Below are 22,377 nucleotides of genomic sequence, written 5' to 3' on the forward strand. Positions count from 1 at the left end.
CTTTTCTTTACCATTTGGCGAATTTTTTGCGCGGCCCGATTTTTACTTAGTAGAGGCCTGAACAACAGGCCACAAAGCTGATGGGAGACGACTGAATGAGCAATGACGGCGTGAATGCAGGCCGACGTCGCTTCCTGGTGGCAGCCACTTCCGTGGTGGGCGCTGCCGGAGCGGTAGGTGCTGCGACTCCGTTCGTGGGGTCATGGTTCCCCAGTGCCAAGGCCAAGGCGGCCGGGGCACCGGTGAAGGTGAACGTCAGCAAGATCGAGGCGGGTCAGCAGATGGTTGCTGAGTGGCGCGGTCAGCCGGTGTTCATCGTGCGCCGTACCGAGGAGATCCTGGCCAACCTGACCAAGATCGAAGGCGGCATGGCCGACCCCGAATCCGCTGCCTCGGTGCAGCCGGAGTACGTCGACAAGAAGACCCGTTCGATCAAGCCCGAGCTGCTGGTGCTGGTCGGCCTGTGCACCCACCTGGGCTGCGCACCGTCCTTCCGCCCGGAAGTGGCCCCGGCCGACCTCGGTCCGGATTGGGTCGGTGGCTATTTCTGCCCCTGCCACGGTTCGCGCTACGACCTCGCCGGCCGCGTCTACAAGGCTCAGCCCGCGCCGTTGAACCTGCCAGTGCCGCCGCACACCTACGAGACGGATGATGTGATCATCATCGGTGTGGACCAGGAGAACGCCTGATGAGCAAATTCATGGAATGGGTGGATGCGCGCTTCCCCGCCACCAAGATGTGGGAAGACCATCTGTCCAAGTACTACGCACCGAAGAACTTCAACTTCTTCTACTTCTTCGGCTCCCTGGCGCTGCTGGTGCTGGTCAACCAGATCGTCACCGGCATCTGGCTGACCATGAGCTTCGAGCCTTCGGCCGAGGGCGCCTTCGCCTCCGTCGAATACATCATGCGCGACGTCGAGTACGGCTGGATTCTGCGCTACCTGCACTCCACCGGCGCTTCGGCGTTCTTCGTGGTGGTCTACCTGCACATGTTCCGCGGTCTGCTCTACGGCTCCTACCAGAAGCCGCGTGAGCTGGTGTGGATCTTCGGCATGCTGATCTACCTGATGCTGATGGCCGAGGCCTTCATGGGCTACCTGCTGCCCTGGGGTCAGATGTCCTACTGGGGCGCCCAGGTGATCATCTCGCTGTTCGGCGCCATCCCGGTGATCGGCGACGACCTGACCCAGTGGATTCGCGGTGACTACCTGATTTCCGGGATCACCCTGAACCGCTTCTTCGCCCTGCACGTGATCGCCCTGCCGATCGTGATTCTCGGCCTGGTGGTGCTGCACATCCTTGCGCTGCACGAAGTCGGCTCGAACAACCCGGACGGCGTCGACATCAAGAAGAACAAGGACGAGAACGGTGTGCCGCTGGACGGTATCGCCTTCCACCCTTACTACACCGTGAAAGATATCGTTGGCGTGGTGGTGTTCCTCTTCGTTTTCTGCTTCGTGGTGTTCTTCTTCCCGGAAATGGGCGGTTACTTCCTCGAGAAGCCGAACTTCGAAGCGGCCAACCCGTTCAAGACCCCTGAGCATATCGCCCCGGTGTGGTACTTCACCCCCTACTACGCGATCCTCCGCGCGGTGCCGGACAAGCTGCTCGGCGTAATCGCCATGGGCGCGGCCATCGCGGTGCTGTTCGTCCTGCCGTGGCTCGACCGTAGCCCGGTCAAGTCCATGCGCTACAAGGGCTGGCTGAGCAAGATCTGGCTGGTGATCTTCTGCATTTCCTTCGTCATCCTCGGCGTACTGGGCGTGCTGTCGCCGACTCCGGGTCGTACCCTGCTGTCGCAGGTGTGCACCTTCCTGTACTTCGCGTACTTCATCCTGATGCCGTTCTACACCAGGATGGAGAAGACCAAACCGGTTCCGGAAAGGGTGATTGGCTGATGAAAAAGCTCTTCGCTGCATTTGTGATCGCTGCGCTGCCGGCCCTGGCCCTGGGTGCAGCCAGCAACTATCCGCTGGACAAAGTGGATATCGACCTGCGCGACAAGGCCGCCATGCAGGACGGCGCGCGCACCTTCGCCAACTACTGCATGGGCTGCCACTCGGCCCAGTACCAGCGTTACGAGCGCGTGGCCGACGACCTCGGCATTCCGCACGAGATCATGCTGGAGAACCTGGTGTTCACCGATGCCAAGATCGGCGACCACATGAAGATCGGCATGAAGCCGGACGACGCCAAGGCCTGGTTCGGTGCGGCGCCGCCCGACCTGACCCTGGTCGCCCGGGTACGCGGCAACGACTGGCTGTACACCTACCTGCGCACCTTCTACGCCGACCCGGCACGTCCGCTGGGCGCCAACAACAAGGTGTTCCCCAACGTCGGCATGCCCAACGTGCTGGTAGGTCTGCAGGGCAACCAGGTGATCGGCTGCAAGCAGGTGCAGGTGGTGGAGAACGGCAAGAAGCAGTTCGACCCGCTGACCGGCACCCCGATCACTCACGAAGCCTGCGACCAGCTGACCGTCGAGCCGAACAGCGGCAGCCTGAGCGAGGCCGAGTTCGACGAGAAGATCAAGAACCTGGTGACCTTCCTGGCCTACTCGGCCAACCCGGTCAAGCTGGAGTCCCAGCGCATCGGCACCTACGTGCTGCTGTACCTGGCCTTCTTCTTCGTCTTCGCCTACCTGCTCAAGCGCGAATACTGGAAGGACGTGCACTAAGCCGCTTTACCCCTGCTGTCGACCTGCGCGCCCTATATGGGCGCGCAGGTTTTTGTGACCTGCCATCCCTGGCGGCCACCCCTGCGGGGCCGTCGCAAGCGACGTCAAAAATTGCTCCCGGCAATTTTTCCTGCTTCTGATAAATCCAAAACGCGAGGAGGATCGCCATGGCGGTGACCAATAGGTTGACCTGCTACTCCGACCCCGCCGACCACTATTCCCATCGCGTGCGTCTGGTGCTCGCCGAGAAAGGTGTCAGCGTCGAGATCGTCGATGTCGAGCTGGGCCGCTGTCCGCCCAAGCTGGCCGAACTCAATCCCTACGGCAGCGTGCCGACCCTGGTCGACCGCGACCTGGCGCTGTACGAATCGTCCGTGGTGATGGAATATCTGGATGAGCGTTACCCGCATCCGCCGCTGTTGCCGGTGTATCCGGTGGCGCGCGCCAACAGCCGCCTGCTGATGCACCGTATCCAGCGCGACTGGTGCGCCCTGGTCGACCGCATTCTCGACAAGCGCAGCAAGGAGGCCGAGCGCCAGCTGGCGCGCAAGGAGTTGCGCGAGAGCCTGACCGGCGTGTCGCCGCTGTTCGCCGACAAGCCGTTCTTTCTCAGTGACGAGTTGAGCCTGGTGGATTGCTGCCTGCTGCCGATTCTCTGGCGTTTGCCGCGGCTGGGGATCGAGTTGCCGCGACCGGCCAAGCCGCTGCTCGACTACATGGAACGGCAGTTCGCCCGCGAGGCCTTCCAGGCCAGTCTGTCCGCCGCCGAGCGCGAAATGCGCTGAGAAGGAGAAAACCATGAATTCCAGCCGTCCCTACCTGGTGCGCGCCCTGTACGAGTGGATAGTCGACAACGACTGCACCCCGCACCTGCTGGTCAATGCCGAATACCCCGGGGTGCAGGTGCCGCCGGGCTTCGCCAGCGACGGGCAGATCGTGCTCAACGCATCGCCCGGCGCGGTGCGACACCTGCATATGGACAATCAGGCGGTGAGCTTCGAGGGGCGCTTCGGCGGCGTGGCTCACAGCCTGTACATCCCGGCCGCGGCGATCTTGGCGATCTATGCGCGGGAGAACGGCCAGGGCATGGTCTTCGACATGGAACCACCGCAGGCGGACGACGAAGACGAGCAAGGTCCGGACGACGACGGCCCGTCCGGCGGCGAGCCGCCGCGGCCCAGCGGTCGGCCGAGCCTCAAGGTGGTCAAGTAGGGCTGCTGCAGGCCAGGGCAAGAAAGAGTTGCATGACAATAAAAACGGGCGCCAATGGGCGCCCGTTTTTACTTGCAGCTTGCGGGGGCGGCGGCCATCCGCCTTATGGTTTGCCGCTGCCTCAGTTGGTGTACTCGAACAGGCGCACCACCTTCTGCACCCCGGCCACGCCCTGCACCACGCGGGTGGCGGCGTTGGCTTCCTCGCGGGTCACCAGGCCGAGCAAGTAGACGATGCCGTTTTCGGTGACCACCTTGATCCGCGTGCTCGGCACCGTGGCGTCGGCGAGCATCTGGGTCTTGATCTTGGTGGTCAGCAGCGAGTCGTTGCTGCGCGCCAGCAGCGAGGCCGGTTGCTGCACCTGCAGCTCGTTATAGACCTTCTTCACCCCCTGCACGCGGCGCGCGGCCTGGGCAGCGGCGTCCTTCAGCTCGCTGCGCGGGGTCTGCCCGGCGAGCAGAATCACGCCGTTGTAGCTGGTGACGATGATCCGCGAGGTCGGGCTGGCCAGGTCGGCGTGGGCCTTGCTGACCTGGGTGGCGACATCCGGGCCGAGGAACTGGTCGTCGATCTTGTTGCCGATGCTGCGGCTGCCGCAGCCGGCCAGGCTCAGGGTAACGGCCAGGGCGGCCAGGATCAGGGCGGAACGCTTCATTCTTCACTCCCGAATAGTTGACTGTCGATCAGGTCGCACAGGCAGTGGATGGCCAGCAGGTGGACCTCCTGGATGCGTGCGGTGACTTTGGCCGGCACGCGGATCTCCACGTCCTCGGGCAGCAGCAGCGAGGCCATGCCGCCGCCGTCGCGGCCGGTGAGGGCGACCACGGTCATCTCGCGGTCGTGGGCGGCCTGGATGGCCTGGATCACGTTGGCCGAGTTGCCGCTGGTGGAGATGGCCAGCAGCACGTCGCCGGGCTGGCCGAGGGCGCGGATCTGCTTGGAGAACACCTCGTTGTAGCTGTAGTCGTTGGCGATCGAGGTGATGGTCGAGCTGTCGGTGGTCAGGGCGATGGCCGGCAGGCTGGGGCGCTCGCGCTCGAAGCGGTTGAGCAGCTCGGAGGAGAAGTGCTGGGCGTCGCCGGCCGAGCCGCCGTTGCCGCAGGAGAGAATCTTGCCCTCGTTGAGCAGGGCCTGAACCATCACCAGGCTGGCGTGCTCGATGTAGGGAACCAGGACTTCCATGGCCTGTTGCTTGGTGTCGATGCTGGCTTGGAACAGCTGGCGGATTCGGGATTGCATGTCCATCGGTTAAACCTTGAGTGTGCGGCCGTCAGGCGTCGAAGGCGTTCTTGATCCAGTCGAGGCCAGGGCCGCCGATGGCGACCACGTCGAAGCGGCAGGGGTGGCGGGCCCAGCGAGACTGCTGCTGGAGGAAGAGCTCGGCGGCCATGATCAACTTGCCGCGCTTGCGCGCATCGATACTCTCCAGGGCGCCGCCCCAGGCGCTGTGACGGCGGGCGCGGACTTCGACGAATACTACTGTATCGCCGTCGAGCATGACCAGATCGAGCTCGCCGCGGCGACAGCTCCAGTTCCGTTCGATCAAGCGCAGGCCGTTACGTTCCAGATGCTCTCGGGCTGCCTGTTCGGCGGCCCGGCCGAGCTCGTTGTGGGCACTCAATTGAGCGCGTCGGGAAGGCGCTGGACCTGGCCGCCGCGGAACTCGGCCCAGGGCAACTGGCGTTCGATACGCTGCGCCGGGTTGAGGCTGAGGCTGCCGGACAGGCCGTCGATGCGCGACTCCGGCAGGGCCTTGAGCTGGCCCAGGCGCGGCGCCAGGCGGTAGGCGTCGACGCCCATGGCGTACAGCCGGCCGAGGCTGCCGGCGGCCTGCGGCCACTGACCGCTGACCTGCTGGCGCAGCGGATCCTGCGCGTCCAGCAGCCAGGGCGTCTCGCAGAAGCGGATGCCTTCCAGGTCCTGGTACTGCGCCTGGCTGTGGGCGCCGGTGAACAGGTGCGAGGTGGCGTACACCGGCACGTCGCCGGCGTACTGGAAGGCCAGGGTCGGCTTGATCTGCTGCGCCTGTTGCGGGGTGGCGGCGAGGAAGATGAAGTCGATGTCCTGGCGCCGCGCCGGCTGGGCGTCGAGGTTGGTGCCCAGGGTGTTCTGCAGGCGACGGGCGCGGGCCTCGCTTTCGCGCAGCTGGAACAGGTCGGCGATCTGCCGGGCCAGTTCCACCGGCTGGTCGACGTGTTCGGCGGCGATCAGGCTGCCGCCCTGGGCCTGCCAGCTCTGGCGGAAGGCTTCCAGCACGCGGTCGCCCCAGTCGCCGCGCGGCACCAGGGCCACGGCGCGGCGCATGCCATCGTCCCAGGCGCGACGGGCCACTTCGCGGGCCTCGTCCTCGGCGGCCAGGCCGAACTGGAACAGCTGGGCCGGGCCTTCCTGGCTGGCGTCGCTGTAGTTCAGCGCCAGGGTGGTGATCGGCAGCTGCTCGCGCTCGCTGAGCTGCTTGACCAGCGGCTTCTCCAGCGGGCCGACCACCAGTTGCACGCCGTCGGCCTGGGCCTGCTGGTAGAAGGCGTCCAGCGAGCCGATGCGGGCGCTGTCGTAGAGTTGGATCTGCGGCGGGTTCTGGCCGGCCTGCTGGGCCTCGTAGTGGGCGGCGAGGAAGCCGTCGCGCAGGGCGCGGGCGACGCTGGCCAGCTGACCTTCCTGAGGCAGCAGCAGGGCGATGCGGGTCAGCGGCTGGCTGGCCAGCTCGCGCAGCTTGCTCAGCGCCTCGGGCAGCTGTTCGGCGGCCGGGTGTTGCGGGTTCTGCGCGACCCATTGATCGATGGCGGCTTGCTGCTGCTCCAGGGTGGCGCCGGCCTTGGTCACGCGCGCCAGTTCCAGCCAGCCGGCCAGGTCGCTGTCGGCGCCGGCCGAGGTCTGCGGCGGCAGGGTGGAAACCAGGGCCCAGATGCTTTCATGGTTGTCGTGGGCGGCCTGGCCGCTGAGCAGCGGGGCGATGAACACCCGCTCGCGGGCGGCGGCCAGGGCCTGGCCGTCGGCTTCCAGGGCGCGGGCGCGTACCAGTTGGGTACGGATCTGCTGCTCCACCGGCAGCTCGGCCAGGCGCTCCAGGCTGGGGTGTTGCAGGGCCTGCAGGGCGCTCTTGGGCTGCTGGCGGGCCAGCGCCAGTTCGGCGTCCAGGGTGCTGGCGAAGATCTGCTGGGCTGGCGCCAGGGCGGCCAGGTCGATCTGTTCGCGGATGCGCGCGGCGCGGGCGATGTCCTTCTGCTGATAGGCCTGGTCGGCGGCGGCCAGGCGCAGCAGGGCGGCCTGCTCCGGCTTGCTTTCGGCGGCCTGCTGGAGCATCTGCTCGATGCTGGCCTGTGGGGTGCGCGGCAGCTGACCCAGGGTGTTGGAGGGCGAGCTGGCGCAGGCGGCGAGCAGGCCGGCCAGGCAAAGGACGGAAAGGGGGCGCAGGCTAGCGATCATCGGGGCATCCTGGTGCTTGAGCGAATCAGGCGGCGATTGTACCCAAGCCCTGCAGTCGGTGCGATGTTGCCGGGGTGGAAGCGGCTAGAATGAGCGCTCTTTCAATTAACGAGGTGTTTCCAGTGAGTCATTCCGCCGTCGCTAGTGCTCAGCCCGGCACCCTCTACGTGGTCGCCACGCCGATCGGCAACCTGGACGACATCAGTGCCCGCGCCCTGCGAGTTCTGCGCGACGTGGCCTTGATCGCCGCCGAAGACACCCGTCACTCGGTGCGCCTGCTGCAGCATTTCGGCATCGAAACGCCGCTGGCGGCCTGCCATGAGCACAACGAGCGCGACCAGGGCGGGCGCTTTCTCGCCAAACTGGAGGCCGGCGAGGATGTGGCGCTGATCTCCGATGCGGGCACGCCGCTGATCTCCGATCCCGGCTACCACCTGGTACGCCAGGCGCGCGCCGCCGGCTTCGCCGTGGTGCCGGTGCCGGGGGCCTGTGCGCTGATCGCCGCGCTGTCGGCCGCCGGCCTGCCGTCGGATCGCTTCATCTTCGAGGGTTTTCTGCCGGCCAAGGCCGTGGGGCGGCGTGCGCGCCTGGAGCAGGTGCGCGAGGAGCCGCGCACGCTGATCTTCTACGAGGCGCCGCACCGGATTCTCGAGTGCCTGGAGGATATGCGTGCGGTGTTCGGCGACGAGCGTCCGGCGCTGCTGGCCCGCGAGCTGACCAAGACCTTCGAGACCCTCAAGGGCCTGCCGCTGGCCGAACTGTGCGCCTGGGTGGCCGGCGACAGCAATCAGCAGCGCGGCGAGTGCGTGGTGCTGGTAGCCGGCTGGCAGGCGCCGGAAGGCGAGGAGGCGGTCAGCGCCGAGGCGCTGCGGGTGCTCGACCTGCTGCTGGCGGAAATGCCGCTCAAGCGCGCGGCGGCGTTGGCCGCCGAGATCACCGGGGTGCGTAAGAACCTGCTCTACCAGGTGGCGCTGACGCGCCAGGGATGAGCTCGCTCCTGCAGGGGGCAGGCTGCTTTTTCTTGCAGCTTGTGGCTTGCCGCTTGCGGCTTTGTTACCCTTGCCGGTGGAGAGTCGATCGGACAGTCGCTGCCTTCGCAAGAAGGGGGAGGAAAGTCCGGGCTCCATAGGGCGGAGTGCCAGGTAACCCCTGGGAGGCGCGAGCCTACGGAAAGTGCCACAGAAAATAACCGCCTAAGCGCTTCGGCGCCGGTAAGGGTGAAAAGGTGCGGTAAGAGCGCACCGCGCGGCTGGCAACAGTCCGTGGCTAGGTAAACCCCACTCGGAGCAAGACCAAATAGGGTTCCATTGGCGTGGCCCGCGCTGGAACCGGGTAGGTTGCTAAAGGCGTGCAGTGATGTACGTCGTAGAGGAATGACTGTCCTCGACAGAACCCGGCTTACAGATCGACTCTCCACCTCTTTTTCCCCTCGATTTGCGCTTTTACTTCCCGCCTTTCTAATACCGAAAAAATCTTACTCTTAACAAATTACTTTAAGTTCGAATTTCAGCTCTCTGGAATAGCTGGTTTTTGTCTCTCGACTACCCCTTCCGGCATCGCTTTTTTCCTCGCTTTCCTTCGCTAAATCTCCGTCCTGTAAGGATTTTTCCCTTCTGGCGCGCCTTGACGGTGGGGCGTACGCATTCCTATAGTGTGCGCAAGTGGTGAGAAGTGGCATGAAGTGGGTTTTTTTGGGCATGGAAAGCTAATTACAGGGGAAGCGCAGCCGTGTTTCGCGGAGCTAACGCCATCAGTCTCGACGCCAAAGGGCGCCTCGCGATGCCGAGTCGGTATCGCGACGAGCTCGTTTCGCGTTGTGCCGGCCAGCTCATCGTCACCATCGATGCCGTCGACCCCTGCCTCTGTGTCTACCCGCTGGCCGAATGGGAGCTGATCGAGAACAAGCTGCGCGAACTGGCCTCCTTCCGTGAAGAGAACCGCCGCCTGCAGCGCCTGCTGATCGGCAACGCCGTCGACCTCGAGCTGGATGCCAGCGGCCGTTTCCTGGTGCCGCCGCGCCTGCGCGAGTACGCCAAGCTGGACAAGCGGGCGATGCTCGTCGGCCAGCTCAACAAGTTTCAACTTTGGGACGAAGATACCTGGAATGCCGTAGCCGAAGCCGATCTGGCTGCCATCAAGCAGCCCGGCGCCCTTTCCGACGACTTGCGTGACCTGATCCTGTGACCATGACCGATAGCACCTTGCGCCATATCACCGTGCTGCTCGACGAGGCCGTCGAGGGGCTCGCCGTGCGCGCCGGCGGCTGCTACTTGGACGGTACCTTCGGTCGCGGCGGACACAGTCGGCTGATCTTGCAGAAGCTCGGCCCGGACGGGCGGCTCCTGGGGTTCGACAAGGACCCCCTGGCGATAGCCACCGGGGAAGCATTGGCGGCCGAAGACGGCCGCTTTGTCGTTGTACAGCGCAGTTTTGCGGAACTCGGCGAGGAAGTCGCTGTCCGCGGCCTGGTCGGCAAGGTCGCCGGCATCCTGCTGGACCTCGGCGTGTCGTCGCCGCAGTTGGACGATCCCGAACGCGGCTTCAGCTTCCTCAACGACGGCCCGCTGGATATGCGTATGAACCCCGCAGTGGGCGTCAGCGCGGCGGACTGGATCGCCACGGCCGCCGAAGACGAGATCGCCCGCGTGCTCAAGGACTACGGCGAAGAGCGTTTCGCCAAGCGCATGGCGCGTGCCGTGGTGCAGCGCCGCGAGCAGCAGCCCTTTACCCGCACCGCCGACCTGGCGCAGGTGCTGACCGTGGCCAACCCGGCCTGGGAGAAGGGCAAGAACCCGGCGACCCGCGCTTTCCAGGGCATTCGTATCTATATCAACAACGAGTTGGGCGACCTCGAGCGCGGCCTCGACGCGGCGCTGGAAGCGCTGGAAGTCGGCGGTCGCCTGGTGGTGATCAGCTTCCACTCGCTGGAAGACCGCATCGTCAAGCAGTTCATGAGGCGCCAGGCCAAGGGCGAAGCGGACAAGCTGCCGCGCGACCTGCCGATCATTCCCAAGGCCTTCGAGCCGCGCCTGAAGCTGATCGGCAAGCCGGTCTTCGCCGGCGAAGCCGAGCTCAAGGTCAACCCGCGCTCGCGCAGCGCGGTGATGCGCATCGCGGAGAAACTGCGGTGAACCTGCGCCTCGGCAAGACCATGCCCAGCGGCAGCCTGCTGATGCTGGTGCTGTTCATCGCGGTGCTGCTGTCCGCCCTGGCGGTGTCCTACAGCGCGCACTGGAACCGCCAGCTACTCAACGAGCTGTATGGCGAACTCAGCGTGCGCGACAAGGCGCAGGCCGAGTGGGGCCGACTGATTCTCGAACAGAGCACCTGGACGGCGCACAACCGTATCGAGGCGCTGGCCAGCGAGCGGCTGCAGATGCGCATTCCCGACCCCGCCGAAGTGCGCATGGTGCAGCCATGATCGGACTCGAAGGCGCGCTCTACCCCTGGCGCTTCCGTCTGGTGCTGGCCCTGCTGGCGCTGATGGTCGGCGCCATCGCCTGGCGCATGCTCGATCTGCAGGTGCTCGACCACGATTTCCTCAAGGCCCATGGCGATGCGCGCAGCGTGCGACACATCCCGATTCCGGCGCACCGCGGCCTGATCACCGACCGCAACGGCGAGCCGCTGGCGGTGAGCACGCCGGTCACCACCCTGTGGGCCAACGGCAAGGAGCTGCAGGCCGGGCGCGAGCGCTGGCCGGCGCTGGCCGCCGCCCTGGGTCAGGAGCCCAAGGCCTTCGCCGAGCGCCTGCAGCAAAACAAGGAGCGCGAGTTCATGTACCTGGTGCGCGGCCTGACCCCGGAGAAGGGCCAGAGCGTGCTCGACCTCAAGGTGCCGGGCGTCTACGCCATCGAGGAATTCCGCCGCTTCTACCCGGCCGGCGAAGTGGCGGCCCATGTGGTCGGCTTCACCGATATCGACGACCGCGGCCGCGAAGGCATGGAGCTGGCCTATGAAGAATGGCTGGCCGGCGTGCCGGGCAAGCGCCAGGTGCTCAAGGACCGCCGCGGCAAGCTGATCAAGGACGTCCAGGTCGCGCAGAACGCCAAGGCCGGCAAGGCCTTGGCGTTGTCCATCGACCTGCGTCTGCAGTACCTGGCCCATCGCGAGCTGCGCAACGCGCTGCTGGAACACGATGCCAAGGCCGGCAGCCTGGTGATGGTCGACGTCAAGACCGGCGAAGTGCTGGCCATGGTCAACCACCCCACCTACAACCCCAACAACCGGCGCAACCTGACCCCGGCGGCGATGCGCAATCGCGCCATGATCGACGTGTTCGAGCCCGGCTCGACCATCAAGCCGCTGTCGATGGCCGCCGCCCTGGAGACCGGACGCTGGAAGCCCAGCGATATCGTCCAGGTGGGCAACGGCACGCTGCAGATCGGCCGTTACAACATCCGCGACGTGTCCCGCACCCAGGGCCCGGCGCTGGATCTGCCCGGCATCCTGATCAATTCCAGTAACGTCGGCATGAGCAAGATCGCCTTCGACGTCGGCGGCGAGCAGCTCTACGAAGTATTCAGCAAGCTGGGCTTCGGTCGCGACACCGGTCTGGGCTTTCCCGGCGAGCGGGTCGGCAATCTGCCCAACCACCGCCAGTGGCGCCAGGCCGAGACCGCCACGCTGTCCTACGGCTACGGCCTGTCGGTGACCGCGGTGCAGCTGGCCCACGCCTACGCCGCGCTGGGCAACGGCGGCGGCATGGTGCCGCTGTCGATGATCCGCGTGGACAGCACGCCGGGCTCGATGCAGGTGGTGCCGCCAGAGGTGGCCAAGACCCTGCAGGGCATGTTGCAACAGGTCATCGAGTCCCCGCGCGGGGCCGTTCGCGCCCAGGTGCCGGGCTACCACGTGGCCGGCAAGAGCGGTACGGCGCGCAAGACCAGTGTCGGTACCAAGGGCTACCAGGCCAACTCCTACCGTTCGCTGTTCGCCGGCTTCGCCCCGGCGCAGAACCCGCGCATCGCCATGGTGGTGGTGGTCGACGAGCCCGGCAAGGGCGCCTATTACGGCGGCCTGATCTCCGCGCCGGTATTCAGCCGGGTGATGGCCGGTTCGCTGCGCCTGATGAATATCGCGCCGGACAACCTGCCGACGCCGGAGCAGAAGGTAGCCGCCATGACCCAGGGAGGGCGCAACTGATGCCCATGCCACTCAATCAATTGCTGCCGGCCGCCGAGAGCGCCGTGCTGATTCGCGAACTGACCCTGGATAGCCGCAAGGTGCGCCCGGGCGACCTGTTCCTCGCCGTGCCCGGCACCCAGCAGGATGGCCGCGTGCATATCGCCGACGCCGTCGCCCGCGGCGCCGCCGCGGTGGCCTACGAGGCCGAAGGGGCTGCCCCCATGCACGCCGAAACTGCGGTGCTGGTGCCGGTCAAGGGGCTGGCCGGCCAGCTGTCGGCCATCGCCGGGCGCTTCTATGGTGAGCCGAGCCGCGGCCTGCACCTGGTCGGCATCACCGGCACCAACGGCAAGACCAGCGTCAGCCAGCTGCTGGCCCAGGCGCTGGACCTGCTCGGCCAGCGTTGCGGCATCGTCGGTACCCTGGGCAACGGTTTCCACGGCGCGCTGGAACAGGGCAAGCACACCACGCCCGACCCGGTCGGGGTGCAGGCCACCCTGGCCGGCCTCAAGCAGGCCGGTGCCCGTGCGGTGGCCATGGAAGTGTCCTCCCACGGCTTGGATCAGGGCCGAGTGGCGGCGCTGGAGTTCGACGTCGCGGTGTTCACCAACCTGTCGCGCGACCACCTCGATTACCACGGCGACATGCAGGCCTACGGTGCGGCCAAGGCCAAGCTGTTCGCCTGGCCGAACCTGCGTTGCCGGGTGATCAATCTGGATGACGCCTTCGGTCAGGAGCTGGCGCAGCAGGCGCATGATTCGCGCCTGATCGGCTACAGCCTGAGCGACGCCAACGCCTTCGTTTATTGCAGCGAAGCGCAGTTCGATGATCATGGCGTACGTGCGCGCCTGGTCACCCCGCGTGGCGAAGGCATGCTGCGCAGCAACCTGCTCGGCCGCTTCAACCTGAGCAACCTGCTGGCGGTGGTCGGTGCGCTGCTGGGCATGGACTACGGCCTCGACGAGATTCTCCAGGTGCTGCCGCAGCTGCAGGGGCCGGCCGGGCGCATGCAGCGCCTCGGCGGCGGCGACCGGCCGTTGGTGGTGGTGGATTACGCGCACACCCCGGACGCCCTGGAGAAGGTGCTCGAGGCCATGCGCCCGCACGTGCGCGGGCGGCTGATCTGCCTGTTCGGCTGCGGCGGCGACCGCGACCGCGGCAAGCGCCCGCTGATGGCCGCGGCGGCCGAGCGTCTGGCCGATGCGGTGTGGGTCACCGACGACAATCCGCGCAGCGAAGACCCCGCGCAGATCATCAAGGATATCCGCGCCGGCCTCAAAGCACCGGATGCCGTGCAGTTCGTCCCGGGGCGCGGCGAGGCCATCGCCCGCCTGGTGGCGCAGGCCGAGGCCGCCGATGTGCTGGTGCTGGCCGGCAAGGGTCACGAGGATTACCAGGAGATCATGGGCGTGCGTCACCCCTTCTCCGATCTGATCGAGGCGAACAAGGCCCTGGCGGCCTGGGAGGCGGCCCATGCTTAAACCCTGGCTGCTCGGCGAAGTCGCCGGCCCTCTCAACGCCCGCCTGATTGGTGCCGACGTCGCCTTCTCCGCCGTCGGCACTGACAGCCGTACCATCGCCCCTGGCCAGCTGTTCGTGGCGCTGACCGGGCCGCGCTTCGACGGCCATGACTACCTGGCCGAAGTGGCCGCCAAGGGCGCGGTCGCCGCCCTGGTCGAGCGTGAAGTGGCCAATGCACCGCTGCCGCAGTTGCTGGTGGCCGATAGCCGCCTGGCCCTCGGCCAGCTCGGCGCGCTCAATCGCCAGGCCTTCAGCGGCCCGCTGGCGGCCGTGACCGGTTCCAGCGGCAAGACCAGCGTCAAGGAGATGCTCGCCGCCATTCTGCGCGCCGGCCTGAACGGTGCGGTGCTGGCCACCCGCGGCAACCTCAACAATGATCTGGGCGCGCCGCTGACCCTGCTCGAACTGGCGCCGGAGCACCGCGCCGGGGTGATCGAGCTGGGCGCCAACCATGTCGGCGAGATCGCCTACACCGTCAGCCTGACCCGGCCGCAGGTGGCGATCATCACCAATGCCGGCAATGCCCACGTCGGCGAGTTCGGCGGTCCGGAAAAGATTGTCCAGGCCAAGGGCGAGATTCTCGAAGGCCTGCCGCAGGACGGCGTGGCCGTGCTCAATCTGGACGACAAGGCTTTCGCCATCTGGCAGCAACGGGCCGCCGGGCGCCGGGTGCTGAGCTTCTCGCTGGTCGATCAGGCCGCCGACTTCCATGCCGGCGAGCTGAGCCGCGACGAGCGCGGCTGCCAGGGCTTCACCCTGCAGGGGGCGGCTGGCAGCGCGCGCATCCAGCTCAACCTGCTCGGCGTGCACAACGTCGCCAACGCCCTGGCCGCCTGCGCCGCCGCCCATGCCTTGGGCCTGCCGTTGGTCGCCATGATTCAGGGCCTGGAAAGCCTGCAGCCGGTCAAAGGCCGCGCCGTAGCGCAGTTGACGGCCAATGGCGTGCGGGTGATCGACGACAGCTACAACGCCAACCCGGTGTCGATGTGCGCGGCGGTGGATATACTCGCCGCCTTCTCCGGTCGCACCGTCCTGGTGCTCGGGGATATGGGCGAGTTGGGCCAGTGGGCCGAGCAGGGCCACCGCGATGTCGGCCGTCATGCCGCCGGCAAGGTCGATGCGCTCTATGCCGTCGGGCCGCTGATGCGCTTTGCGGTCGAGGAATTCGGCTCACAAGGCCGCCATTTCGCCGATCAAGCCGGCCTGATCGCAGCGCTTCGCGCCGAGCAGGCCGGCAGCACACTACTAATCAAGGGTTCACGCAGCGCTGCCATGGACAAGGTCGTGGCGGCGCTCTGTGGCGTATCTGGGGAGAATCACTAAATGCTGCTGCTGCTGGCGGAGTACCTGCAACAGTTCCACAAGGGCTTCGCGGTCTTTCAATACCTGACCCTGCGCGGCATCCTCGGCGTGCTCACCGCCCTGGCCCTGTCGCTGTGGCTCGGGCCCTGGATGATCCGCACCCTGCAGATCCGCCAGATCGGCCAGGCCGTGCGCCACGACGGCCCGCAGTCGCACCTGTCGAAGAAGGGCACGCCGACCATGGGCGGCGCGCTGATTCTCAGTGCCATCGCTGTGAGCACTCTGCTCTGGGCCGACCTGTCCAACCGCTATGTATGGGTGGTGCTGGCGGTGACCCTGCTGTTCGGTGCTATCGGCTGGGTCGATGACTACCGCAAGGTGATCGAGAAGAACTCGCGCGGCCTGCCGAGCCGCTGGAAGTATTTCTGGCAGTCGGTATTCGGCCTGGCGGCGGCGATCTTCCTTTATATGACCGCACAGAGCCCGGTGGAGACCACCCTGATCCTGCCGCTGCTGAAGGACGTCGCCATTCCCCTGGGCGTCGGCTTCATCGTCCTGACCTATTTCGTCATCGTCGGCACCAGCAACGCGGTGAACCTCACCGACGGCCTCGACGGCCTGGCCATTCTGCCCACGGTGATGGTGGCTGGCGCGCTGGCGATCTTCTGCTACCTGTCGGGCAACATCAAATTCGCCGAGTACCTGCTGATTCCCTACGTGCCGGGCGCCGGTGAACTGATCGTGTTCTGCGCCGCGCTGGTCGGCGCCGGCCTGGGCTTTCTCTGGTTCAACACCTACCCGGCGCAGGTCTTTATGGGCGACGTCGGTGCGCTGGCCCTCGGCGCCGCGCTGGGCACCATCGCCGTGATCGTGCGCCAGGAAGTGGTGCTGTTCATCATGGGCGGGGTGTTCGTCATGGAAACCCTGTCAGTGATCATTCAGGTCGCCAGCTTCAAGCTGACCGGCAAGCGCGTGTTCCGCATGGCACCGATCCACCACCATTTCGAACTCAAGGGCTGGCCTGAGCCGCGCGTGATCGTCCGTTTCTGGATCATCACCGTGATTCTCGTGCTGATCGGCCTGGCCACCCTGAAACTGAGGTAATAGAGCGTGTCATTGATCGCTTCCGACCAGTTCCGCATCGTTGTCGGCCTCGGCAAGAGCGGCATGTCCCTGGTGCGCTTCCTGGCGCAGCAGGGCGTGCGCTTCGCCGTGGCCGATACGCGCGCGAACCCGCCGGAGCTGGAGACGCTCAAGCGCGACTACCCCGAGGTGGAAGTGCGTTGCGGCGAGCTGGACGTGGATTTCCTCTGCCGCGCCTCGGAGCTGTACGTGAGCCCGGGCCTGGCTGTGGCGACTCCAGCGCTGGCCGCAGCGGCTGCACGTGGGGTCAAGCTGTCCGGCGATATCGATCTGTTCGCCCGTGAGGCCCGTGCGCCGATCGTCGCCATCACCGGCTCCAACGCCAAGAGCACCGTCACCACCCTGGTCGGCGAAATGGCGGCGGCGGCGGGCAAGCGCGTCGCCGTGGGCGGCAACCTCGGCACTCCGGCGCTGGATCTGCTGGCCGACGACGTCGAGCTGTACGTGCTGGAGCTGTCCAGCTTCCAGCTGGAAACCACCGATCAGCTCAACGCCGAAGTGGCCACCTGCCTGAACGTCAGCGAAGACCATATGGATCGCTACAGCGGCCTGCCGGCCTACCACCTGGCCAAGCACCGGATCTTCCGCGGCGCCCGCCAGGTGGTGGTCAACCGCGACGACGCGCTGTCGCGTCCGCTGATCGCCGACCAGGTGACCTGCTGGGAATTCGGCCTGGGCAAGCCGGACTTCAAGCGCTTCGGCCTGCTCGAAGAGAATGGCGAGAAGTTCCTGGCCTGGCGTTTCGAGGCGCTGCTGCCGACCGCTGCGCTGAAGATCCGCGGCGCGCACAACCAGTCCAACGCCCTGGCCGCCCTGGCCCTTGGCCATGCCGTCGGCCTGCGGATGGACGCCATGCTGGCCGCCCTGCGCCAGTTCGCCGGGCTGCCGCACCGCTGCCAGTGGGTCGGCGAGCGCGCCGGGGTGAACTACTACGACGATTCCAAGGCCACCAACGTCGGTGCCGCGCTGGCCGCCATCGAAGGCCTGGGTGGCGATATCGCCGGCAAGCTGGTGCTGATCGCCGGCGGCGACGGCAAGGGCGCCGATTTCTCCGCACTGAAGGCGCCGGTGGCGCGTTTCTGCCGCGCCGTGGTGCTGCTCGGCCGCGATGCCGAGCGGATCGCCGCGGCCCTGGGCGACGCCGCGCCGCTGGTTCGGGTGAAAACCCTCGACGAAGCCGTGCTGCGTTGCAGCGAGCTGGCCGAGGCGGGCGATGCCGTGCTGCTGTCGCCGGCCTGCGCCAGCCTGGACATGTTCAAGAACTTCGAAGAACGCGGGCGGCTGTTCGCCCAGGCCGTGGAGGTGCTCGTCTGATGCTGGCCTTCCTGCGTCCCTACCCGTCGCCGCTGCTCAGTCGTCGTGGCCTCGACCTCGACTTCCCGCTGCTGGCCGGCTGCCTGGGTCTGCTCGGCCTGGGCCTGGTGATGATCACCTCGGCCTCCTCGGAAGTGGCGGCGGCGCTGTCCGGCAACCCGCTGTACCACATGATTCGCCACCTGATTTACCTGATCATCGGCCTCGGCGCCGCCGGCGTGGTGCTGCTGATCCCCATGAGCTTCTGGCAACGCTACGGCTGGATGCTGCTGCTGGCCGCCTTCGCCCTGCTGGTGCTGGTGCTGGTGCCGGGCATCGGCCGCGAGGTTAACGGCGCGCGGCGCTGGATCGGCTTCGGCGCGTTCAACGTGCAGCCCTCGGAAATCGCCAAGGTGTTCGTGGTGGTCTATCTGGCCGGCTACCTGGTGCGCCGTCAGGAAGAAGTGCGCGAGAGCTGGGCCGGTTTCTTCAAGCCCTTCGTCGTGCTGCTGCCAATGGCCGGCCTGCTGCTGCTGGAGCCGGACTTCGGCGCCACCGTGGTGATGATGGGCGCGGCCATGGCCATGCTGTTCCTCGGCGGCGTCGGCCTGCTGCGCTTCGGCCTGATGGTGGCCCTGGCGGTCGGCGCGGTGTTCGTCCTGGTGCAGACTCAGGAATACCGCCTGCAGCGCCTGATCACCTTCACCGACCCCTGGGCCGACCAGTACGGCGCCGGCTACCAGCTGACTCAGGCGCTGATCGCCTTCGGCCGTGGCGAATGGTTCGGCGTCGGCCTGGGCAATAGCATCCAGAAGCAGTTCTACCTGCCGGAAGCCCACACCGACTTCGTCTTCTCGGTGCTGGCCGAGGAGCTCGGCCTGATCGGCGCCCTGGCGACCCTGGCGCTGTTCGTCTTCGTCTGCGTGCGCGGCCTGTACATCGGCCTGTGGGCGGAGAAGGCCAAGCAGTTCTTCGCCGCCTACGTGGCCTATGGCCTGTCGTTCCTGTGGATCGGCCAGTTCCTGATCAATATCGGGGTGAACACCGGGCTGCTGCCGACCAAGGGCCTGACCCTGCCGTTCCTCAGCTACGGCGGCAGCTCGCTGGTGATCTGCTGCGTCAGCCTGGCGCTGCTGCTGCGCATCGAGTGGGAGCGTCGCAACGTGCTGGGCAGCGAGGACGTCGAGTTCGACGAGGCGGATTTCGCCGAGCCGAACCAGGAGGTCGCCCATGCGCGGTAACGTGCTGATCATGGCCGGCGGCACCGGCGGCCACGTGTTCCCGGCGCTGGCCTGCGCCCGTGAGTTCCAGGCACGCGGCTACGCCGTGCACTGGCTGGGCACGCCGCGCGGCATCGAGAACGAGCTGGTGCCGCAGGCCGGCCTGCCGCTGCACCTGATCGACGTCCGCGGCCTGCGCGGCAAGGGCAAACTGTCCTTGCTCAAGGCGCCGTTCCAGCTACTGCGTTCGCTGTGGCAGGCGCGGCGCATCGTGCGCCAGCTGCAGCCAGTGTGCGTGCTCGGCATGGGCGGCTACGTCACCGGCCCCGGCGGCCTGGCCGCGCGCCTGGCCGGCGTGCCGCTGGTGATCCACGAGCAGAACGCCGTGGCCGGCACCGCCAACCGCCTGCTGTCGCGCATCGCCGCGCGTATCTGCGAGGCCTTCCCGAATACCTTCGCCGCGTCCGACAAGCGCCGTACCACCGGCAACCCGGTGCGTGAGGAGCTGTTCCTCGAGACCCCGCGCGAACCGCTGGCCGGGCGCAAGCCGCACCTGCTGGTGCTGGGCGGCAGCCTGGGCGCCGAACCGCTGAACAAGCTGCTGCCCGAGGCCCTGGCCCTGCTGCCGGCCGAGTTGCGCCCGCAGCTGTTCCACCAGGCCGGCAAGCAACACGCCGAGGTCACCGCGGAGCGTTATCGCAATGCCGCGGTCGAAGCCGAGGTCGCGCCCTTCATCAAGGACATGGCCCGTGCCTACGGCTGGGCCGATCTGGTGATCTGCCGCGCCGGTGCGCTGACCGTCAGCGAACTGGCTGCCGCCGGTCTGCCGTCGTTTCTCGTGCCCTTGCCGCATGCCATCGACGACCACCAGAGCCGCAACGCCGAATACCTGGCGAAGGAGGGCGCGGCCGTCCTTCTTCCGCAACACGCCACTGACGCGGCCAAGCTCGCCGCGCAGCTCACCGAGGTTCTGATGCACCTGGAAAAACTCACCGCCATGGGCGCCACCGCGCGTCGCCTGGCCAAGCCCGACGCCACCCGCGCGGTGGTCGATATCTGCCAGGAGGTGGCCCATGGCTAAGTCGCCCGCCGCGGTCAAGGCCGAAGTGCGGCGCATGCGCCGTATCCGCCGCATCCATTTCGTCGGCATCGGCGGCGCCGGCATGTGCGGCATCGCCGAGGTGCTGCTCAACCTGGGCTACGACGTGTCCGGCTCCGACCTCAAGGCCTCGGCGGTGACCGAGCGCCTGGAAAACTTTGGCGCCAAGATCTTTATCGGCCATGCCGCGGAGAACGCCGAGCAGGCCGACGTGCTGGTGGTGTCCAGCGCCGTCAACGCCCGCAACCCGGAAGTCGCCACCGCCCTGGAGCGGCGCATTCCGGTGGTGCCGCGCGCCGAGATGCTCGCCGAGCTGATGCGCTACCGCCACGGCATCGCGGTGGCCGGTACCCACGGCAAGACCACCACCACCAGCCTGCTGGCCTCGGTGTTCGCCGCCGGTGGCCTGGATCCGACCTTCGTCATTGGCGGCCGCCTCAACGCCGCCGGCACCAATGCCCAGCTCGGCTCCAGCCGTTTCCTGATCGCCGAGGCGGACGAGAGCGACGCCAGCTTCCTGCACCTGCAACCGATGGTCTCGGTGGTCACCAATATCGACGCCGACCATATGAGCACCTATGGCGGCGACTTCAATGTGCTGAAGAAGACCTTCATCGAGTTCCTCCACAACCTGCCGTTCTACGGCCTGGCCGTGCTCTGCGTGGACGATCCGGTGGTGCGCGAGCTGCTACCGCAGGTCGGTCGCCCGACCGTGACCTACGGCTTTGCCGAAGACGCCGACGTGCGCGCGATCAACGTGCGTCAGGAAGGCATGCGCACCCACTTCACCGTGCTGCGCCCGGACTGCGCGCCGCTCGACGTGTCGGTCAACATGCCCGGCAATCACAACGTCCTCAATGCCCTGGCGACCATCGCCATCGCCACCGACGAGGGCATCGACGATGCCGCCATCGTCGCCGGCCTGTCGGGCTTCCAGGGCGTCGGTCGACGCTTCCAGGTCTACGGCGAGCTGCCGGTGGACGGCGGCAGCGTGATGCTGGTCGACGACTACGGCCACCACCCGCGCGAAGTGGCCGCGGTGATCAAGGCCGTGCGCGGCGGCTGGCCGGAGCGCCGCCTGGTGATGGTCTACCAGCCGCACCGCTACAGCCGTACCCGCGACCTGTACGACGACTTCGTGCAGGTGCTCGGCGAAGCCAACGTGCTGCTGCTGGTGGAGGTCTACCCGGCCGGCGAGGAGCCGATCCCCGGCGCCGACAGCCGACAGCTGTGCCACAGCATCCGCCAGCGCGGCCAGCTCGACCCGATCTACGTCGAGCGCGGTACCGACCTGGCGCCGCTGCTCAAACCGCTGCTGCGTGCCGGCGACATCCTGCTGTGCCAGGGCGCCGGCGATATCGGTGCGGTGGCGCCGCAACTGATCAAGCACCCGCTGTTCGTGGGGGAGTCGCAATGAGTTTGCACAGTAGCCTCGATCCCAAGGCTTTCGGCCGCGTCGCCGTGCTGTTCGGCGGCAAGAGCGCCGAGCGCGAGGTGTCGCTGAAGTCCGGCAAGGCCGTGCTCGGCGCCCTGCAGGCCGCCGGGGTGGACGCCTTCGGCATCGACGTGGGCGACGATTTCCTGGCTCGCCTGAATGCCGAGAAGATCGACCGCGCCTTTATCGTGCTGCACGGTCGCGGCGGCGAGGACGGCTCCATGCAGGGCCTGCTCGAGTGCGCCGGCATCCCCTATACCGGCAGCGGCATCCTCGCCTCCGCCCTGGCGATGGACAAGCTGCGTACCAAGCAGGTCTGGCACAGCCTCGGCCTGCCGACGCCGCGCCATGCGGTGCTGAGCTCCAAGGCCGACTGCGAGGCGGCCGCCGCCGCGCTGGGCTTCCCGTTGATCGTCAAGCCGGCCCATGAAGGGTCCAGTATCGGCATGGCCAAGGTCGACAGCGTCGAGGCGCTGATCGCGGCCTGGCAGGACGCCGCGCGCTACGACAGCCAGGTGCTGGTCGAGCAGTGGATCGCCGGTCCGGAATTCACCATCGCCGTGCTGCGCGGCCAGGTGCTGCCGCCGATCGGCCTGGGCACCCCGCACAGCTTCTACGACTACGACGCCAAGTACCTGGCCGATGACACCCAGTACCGCATTCCCTGCGGCCTTTCGGCCGAGAAAGAGGCGGAACTGAAAGAGCTGACCGCGCGTGCCTGCGAGGCCGTGGGCACCCAGGGCTGGGCGCGCGCCGACGTGATGCAGGATGCCAGCGGCCAGTTCTGGCTGCTGGAAGTCAACACCGTACCGGGCATGACCGATCACAGCCTGGTACCGATGGCCGCGCGCGCCGCCGGCCTGGATTTCCAGCAGCTGGTGCTGGCGATCCTGGCCGACAGCGTCGAGGCGAGGGGTTAA

Annotated in this window: 22 protein-coding genes and 1 other RNA gene; 19 read left to right on the forward strand and 4 right to left on the reverse strand. The window is 67.0% G+C overall.

Annotated features, from left to right (window positions below; all coding sequences use genetic code 11):
* Window positions 1-95: 95 nt before the first annotated feature.
* The 5 genes from petA (at window position 96) to ACIGFL_RS02890 (ending at window position 3,891) form a co-directional block, all read left to right on the forward strand.
* Window positions 96-689: a ubiquinol-cytochrome c reductase iron-sulfur subunit gene (petA, locus tag ACIGFL_RS02870; RefSeq protein ID WP_031302693.1), complete on the forward strand. Its 594-nt coding sequence runs from the start codon at window positions 96-98 to the stop codon at window positions 687-689.
* Complete coding sequence (locus ACIGFL_RS02875; RefSeq protein WP_397496084.1) at window positions 689-1,900, forward strand: cytochrome bc complex cytochrome b subunit; 1,212 nt, start codon at window positions 689-691, stop codon at window positions 1,898-1,900. The genes petA and ACIGFL_RS02875 overlap by 1 nt, the downstream gene beginning before the upstream one ends.
* A complete protein-coding gene (locus ACIGFL_RS02880; protein ID WP_021442291.1) occupies window positions 1,900-2,679 on the forward strand; it encodes a cytochrome c1 in 780 nt (259 codons plus the stop codon). The genes ACIGFL_RS02875 and ACIGFL_RS02880 overlap by 1 nt, the downstream gene beginning before the upstream one ends.
* A 167-nt stretch (window positions 2,680-2,846) precedes the next feature.
* Window positions 2,847-3,464: a glutathione S-transferase N-terminal domain-containing protein gene (locus tag ACIGFL_RS02885; RefSeq protein ID WP_021442290.1), complete on the forward strand. Its 618-nt coding sequence runs from the start codon at window positions 2,847-2,849 to the stop codon at window positions 3,462-3,464.
* Window positions 3,465-3,477: 13 nt separating this feature from the next.
* Entirely contained in the window at window positions 3,478-3,891 is a 414-nt protein-coding gene (locus tag ACIGFL_RS02890) for a ClpXP protease specificity-enhancing factor (RefSeq protein ID WP_397496085.1), read from the forward strand.
* 121 nt (window positions 3,892-4,012) lie between these two features.
* On the opposite strand, the gene ACIGFL_RS02895 is transcribed toward ACIGFL_RS02890, so the two are convergent.
* From ACIGFL_RS02895 to ACIGFL_RS02910, 4 genes are read right to left on the reverse strand one after another with little or no spacing between them, the layout of a single operon-like run.
* Window positions 4,013-4,546, reverse strand: a complete 534-nt coding sequence (locus tag ACIGFL_RS02895; RefSeq protein ID WP_021442288.1) for a BON domain-containing protein — start codon at window positions 4,544-4,546, stop codon at window positions 4,013-4,015.
* Entirely contained in the window at window positions 4,543-5,136 is a 594-nt protein-coding gene (locus tag ACIGFL_RS02900; protein ID WP_021442287.1) for a phosphoheptose isomerase, read from the reverse strand. Before ACIGFL_RS02900 ends, ACIGFL_RS02895 begins: the two co-directional genes overlap by 4 nt.
* 25 nt (window positions 5,137-5,161) lie before the next feature.
* Window positions 5,162-5,512, reverse strand: coding sequence for a YraN family protein (locus ACIGFL_RS02905; RefSeq protein ID WP_021442286.1), 351 nt, complete (start codon window positions 5,510-5,512; stop codon window positions 5,162-5,164).
* Window positions 5,509-7,317, reverse strand: a complete 1,809-nt coding sequence (locus ACIGFL_RS02910; RefSeq protein WP_397496086.1) for a penicillin-binding protein activator — start codon at window positions 7,315-7,317, stop codon at window positions 5,509-5,511. Before ACIGFL_RS02910 ends, ACIGFL_RS02905 begins: the two co-directional genes overlap by 4 nt.
* Window positions 7,318-7,406: 89 nt before the next feature.
* On the opposite strand from ACIGFL_RS02910, the gene rsmI reads away from it, so the two are divergent.
* The 14 genes from rsmI (at window position 7,407) to ACIGFL_RS02980 (ending at window position 22,377) form a co-directional block, all read left to right on the forward strand.
* Entirely contained in the window at window positions 7,407-8,306 is a 900-nt protein-coding gene (gene rsmI, locus ACIGFL_RS02915) for a 16S rRNA (cytidine(1402)-2'-O)-methyltransferase (RefSeq protein WP_397496087.1), read from the forward strand.
* Between the two features lie 80 nt (window positions 8,307-8,386).
* Window positions 8,387-8,734: RNase P RNA component class A (gene rnpB, locus ACIGFL_RS02920), an RNA gene on the forward strand.
* Window positions 8,735-9,045: 311 nt separating this feature from the next.
* Complete coding sequence (mraZ, locus tag ACIGFL_RS02925; protein ID WP_031303041.1) at window positions 9,046-9,501, forward strand: division/cell wall cluster transcriptional repressor MraZ; 456 nt, start codon at window positions 9,046-9,048, stop codon at window positions 9,499-9,501.
* 2 nt (window positions 9,502-9,503) lie between these two features.
* Window positions 9,504-10,448 (forward strand): 16S rRNA (cytosine(1402)-N(4))-methyltransferase RsmH, encoded by a 945-nt coding sequence (gene rsmH, locus ACIGFL_RS02930; RefSeq protein WP_397496088.1) that lies wholly within the window; start codon window positions 9,504-9,506, stop codon window positions 10,446-10,448.
* A 20-nt stretch (window positions 10,449-10,468) separates the two neighbouring features.
* Window positions 10,469-10,738 carry a cell division protein FtsL gene (gene ftsL / locus ACIGFL_RS02935; RefSeq protein WP_031303043.1) on the forward strand — a complete coding sequence of 90 codons (270 nt, stop codon included), beginning with the start codon at window positions 10,469-10,471 and terminating at the stop codon, window positions 10,736-10,738.
* A complete protein-coding gene (locus tag ACIGFL_RS02940) occupies window positions 10,735-12,462 on the forward strand; it encodes a peptidoglycan D,D-transpeptidase FtsI family protein (protein ID WP_397496089.1) in 1,728 nt (575 codons plus the stop codon). Before ftsL ends, ACIGFL_RS02940 begins: the two co-directional genes overlap by 4 nt.
* Window positions 12,462-13,925 carry a UDP-N-acetylmuramoyl-L-alanyl-D-glutamate--2,6-diaminopimelate ligase gene (locus ACIGFL_RS02945; RefSeq protein ID WP_397496090.1) on the forward strand — a complete coding sequence of 488 codons (1,464 nt, stop codon included), beginning with the start codon at window positions 12,462-12,464 and terminating at the stop codon, window positions 13,923-13,925. The genes ACIGFL_RS02940 and ACIGFL_RS02945 overlap by 1 nt, the downstream gene beginning before the upstream one ends.
* A complete protein-coding gene (gene murF, locus ACIGFL_RS02950; RefSeq protein ID WP_397496091.1) occupies window positions 13,918-15,288 on the forward strand; it encodes a UDP-N-acetylmuramoyl-tripeptide--D-alanyl-D-alanine ligase in 1,371 nt (456 codons plus the stop codon). Before ACIGFL_RS02945 ends, murF begins: the two co-directional genes overlap by 8 nt.
* Window positions 15,289-16,371 carry a phospho-N-acetylmuramoyl-pentapeptide-transferase gene (gene mraY, locus ACIGFL_RS02955; RefSeq protein ID WP_021443818.1) on the forward strand — a complete coding sequence of 361 codons (1,083 nt, stop codon included), beginning with the start codon at window positions 15,289-15,291 and terminating at the stop codon, window positions 16,369-16,371.
* Window positions 16,372-16,377: 6 nt separating this feature from the next.
* Window positions 16,378-17,724 carry a UDP-N-acetylmuramoyl-L-alanine--D-glutamate ligase gene (gene murD / locus ACIGFL_RS02960; protein ID WP_397496092.1) on the forward strand — a complete coding sequence of 449 codons (1,347 nt, stop codon included), beginning with the start codon at window positions 16,378-16,380 and terminating at the stop codon, window positions 17,722-17,724.
* Window positions 17,724-18,944 (forward strand): putative lipid II flippase FtsW, encoded by a 1,221-nt coding sequence (gene ftsW, locus ACIGFL_RS02965; RefSeq protein ID WP_397496093.1) that lies wholly within the window; start codon window positions 17,724-17,726, stop codon window positions 18,942-18,944. The genes murD and ftsW overlap by 1 nt, the downstream gene beginning before the upstream one ends.
* Complete coding sequence (gene murG / locus ACIGFL_RS02970) at window positions 18,934-20,004, forward strand: undecaprenyldiphospho-muramoylpentapeptide beta-N-acetylglucosaminyltransferase (RefSeq protein ID WP_397496094.1); 1,071 nt, start codon at window positions 18,934-18,936, stop codon at window positions 20,002-20,004. Before ftsW ends, murG begins: the two co-directional genes overlap by 11 nt.
* Window positions 19,997-21,439 carry a UDP-N-acetylmuramate--L-alanine ligase gene (gene murC, locus ACIGFL_RS02975; RefSeq protein ID WP_397496095.1) on the forward strand — a complete coding sequence of 481 codons (1,443 nt, stop codon included), beginning with the start codon at window positions 19,997-19,999 and terminating at the stop codon, window positions 21,437-21,439. Before murG ends, murC begins: the two co-directional genes overlap by 8 nt.
* Window positions 21,436-22,377, forward strand: coding sequence for a D-alanine--D-alanine ligase (locus tag ACIGFL_RS02980; protein WP_397496096.1), 942 nt, complete (start codon window positions 21,436-21,438; stop codon window positions 22,375-22,377). Before murC ends, ACIGFL_RS02980 begins: the two co-directional genes overlap by 4 nt.

This window comes from Pseudomonas sp. NPDC077649 (assembly GCF_044542855.1).
GTDB lineage: Bacteria > Pseudomonadota > Gammaproteobacteria > Pseudomonadales > Pseudomonadaceae > Aquipseudomonas.

Coding starts and splice junctions, on each gene's coding strand:
- murC (WP_397496095.1), top strand. CDS start 19,997: ATGGCTAAGTCGCCCGCCGCGGTCAAGGCCGAAGTGCGGCGCATGCGC.
- mraY (WP_021443818.1), top strand. CDS start 15,289: ATGCTGCTGCTGCTGGCGGAGTACCTGCAACAGTTCCACAAGGGCTTC.
- ftsW (WP_397496093.1), top strand. CDS start 17,724: ATGCTGGCCTTCCTGCGTCCCTACCCGTCGCCGCTGCTCAGTCGTCGT.
- ACIGFL_RS02940 (WP_397496089.1), top strand. CDS start 10,735: ATGATCGGACTCGAAGGCGCGCTCTACCCCTGGCGCTTCCGTCTGGTG.
- rsmH (WP_397496088.1), top strand. CDS start 9,504: ATGACCGATAGCACCTTGCGCCATATCACCGTGCTGCTCGACGAGGCC.
- murF (WP_397496091.1), top strand. CDS start 13,918: ATGCTTAAACCCTGGCTGCTCGGCGAAGTCGCCGGCCCTCTCAACGCC.
- ACIGFL_RS02875 (WP_397496084.1), top strand. CDS start 689: ATGAGCAAATTCATGGAATGGGTGGATGCGCGCTTCCCCGCCACCAAG.
- ACIGFL_RS02910 (WP_397496086.1), bottom strand. CDS start 7,317: ATGATCGCTAGCCTGCGCCCCCTTTCCGTCCTTTGCCTGGCCGGCCTG.
- rsmI (WP_397496087.1), top strand. CDS start 7,407: ATGAGCGCTCTTTCAATTAACGAGGTGTTTCCAGTGAGTCATTCCGCC.
- ACIGFL_RS02880 (WP_021442291.1), top strand. CDS start 1,900: ATGAAAAAGCTCTTCGCTGCATTTGTGATCGCTGCGCTGCCGGCCCTG.
- ftsL (WP_031303043.1), top strand. CDS start 10,469: ATGCCCAGCGGCAGCCTGCTGATGCTGGTGCTGTTCATCGCGGTGCTG.
- ACIGFL_RS02980 (WP_397496096.1), top strand. CDS start 21,436: ATGAGTTTGCACAGTAGCCTCGATCCCAAGGCTTTCGGCCGCGTCGCC.
- ACIGFL_RS02945 (WP_397496090.1), top strand. CDS start 12,462: ATGCCCATGCCACTCAATCAATTGCTGCCGGCCGCCGAGAGCGCCGTG.
- murG (WP_397496094.1), top strand. CDS start 18,934: ATGCGCGGTAACGTGCTGATCATGGCCGGCGGCACCGGCGGCCACGTG.
- ACIGFL_RS02885 (WP_021442290.1), top strand. CDS start 2,847: ATGGCGGTGACCAATAGGTTGACCTGCTACTCCGACCCCGCCGACCAC.
- ACIGFL_RS02900 (WP_021442287.1), bottom strand. CDS start 5,136: ATGGACATGCAATCCCGAATCCGCCAGCTGTTCCAAGCCAGCATCGAC.
- ACIGFL_RS02890 (WP_397496085.1), top strand. CDS start 3,478: ATGAATTCCAGCCGTCCCTACCTGGTGCGCGCCCTGTACGAGTGGATA.
- petA (WP_031302693.1), top strand. CDS start 96: ATGAGCAATGACGGCGTGAATGCAGGCCGACGTCGCTTCCTGGTGGCA.
- ACIGFL_RS02895 (WP_021442288.1), bottom strand. CDS start 4,546: ATGAAGCGTTCCGCCCTGATCCTGGCCGCCCTGGCCGTTACCCTGAGC.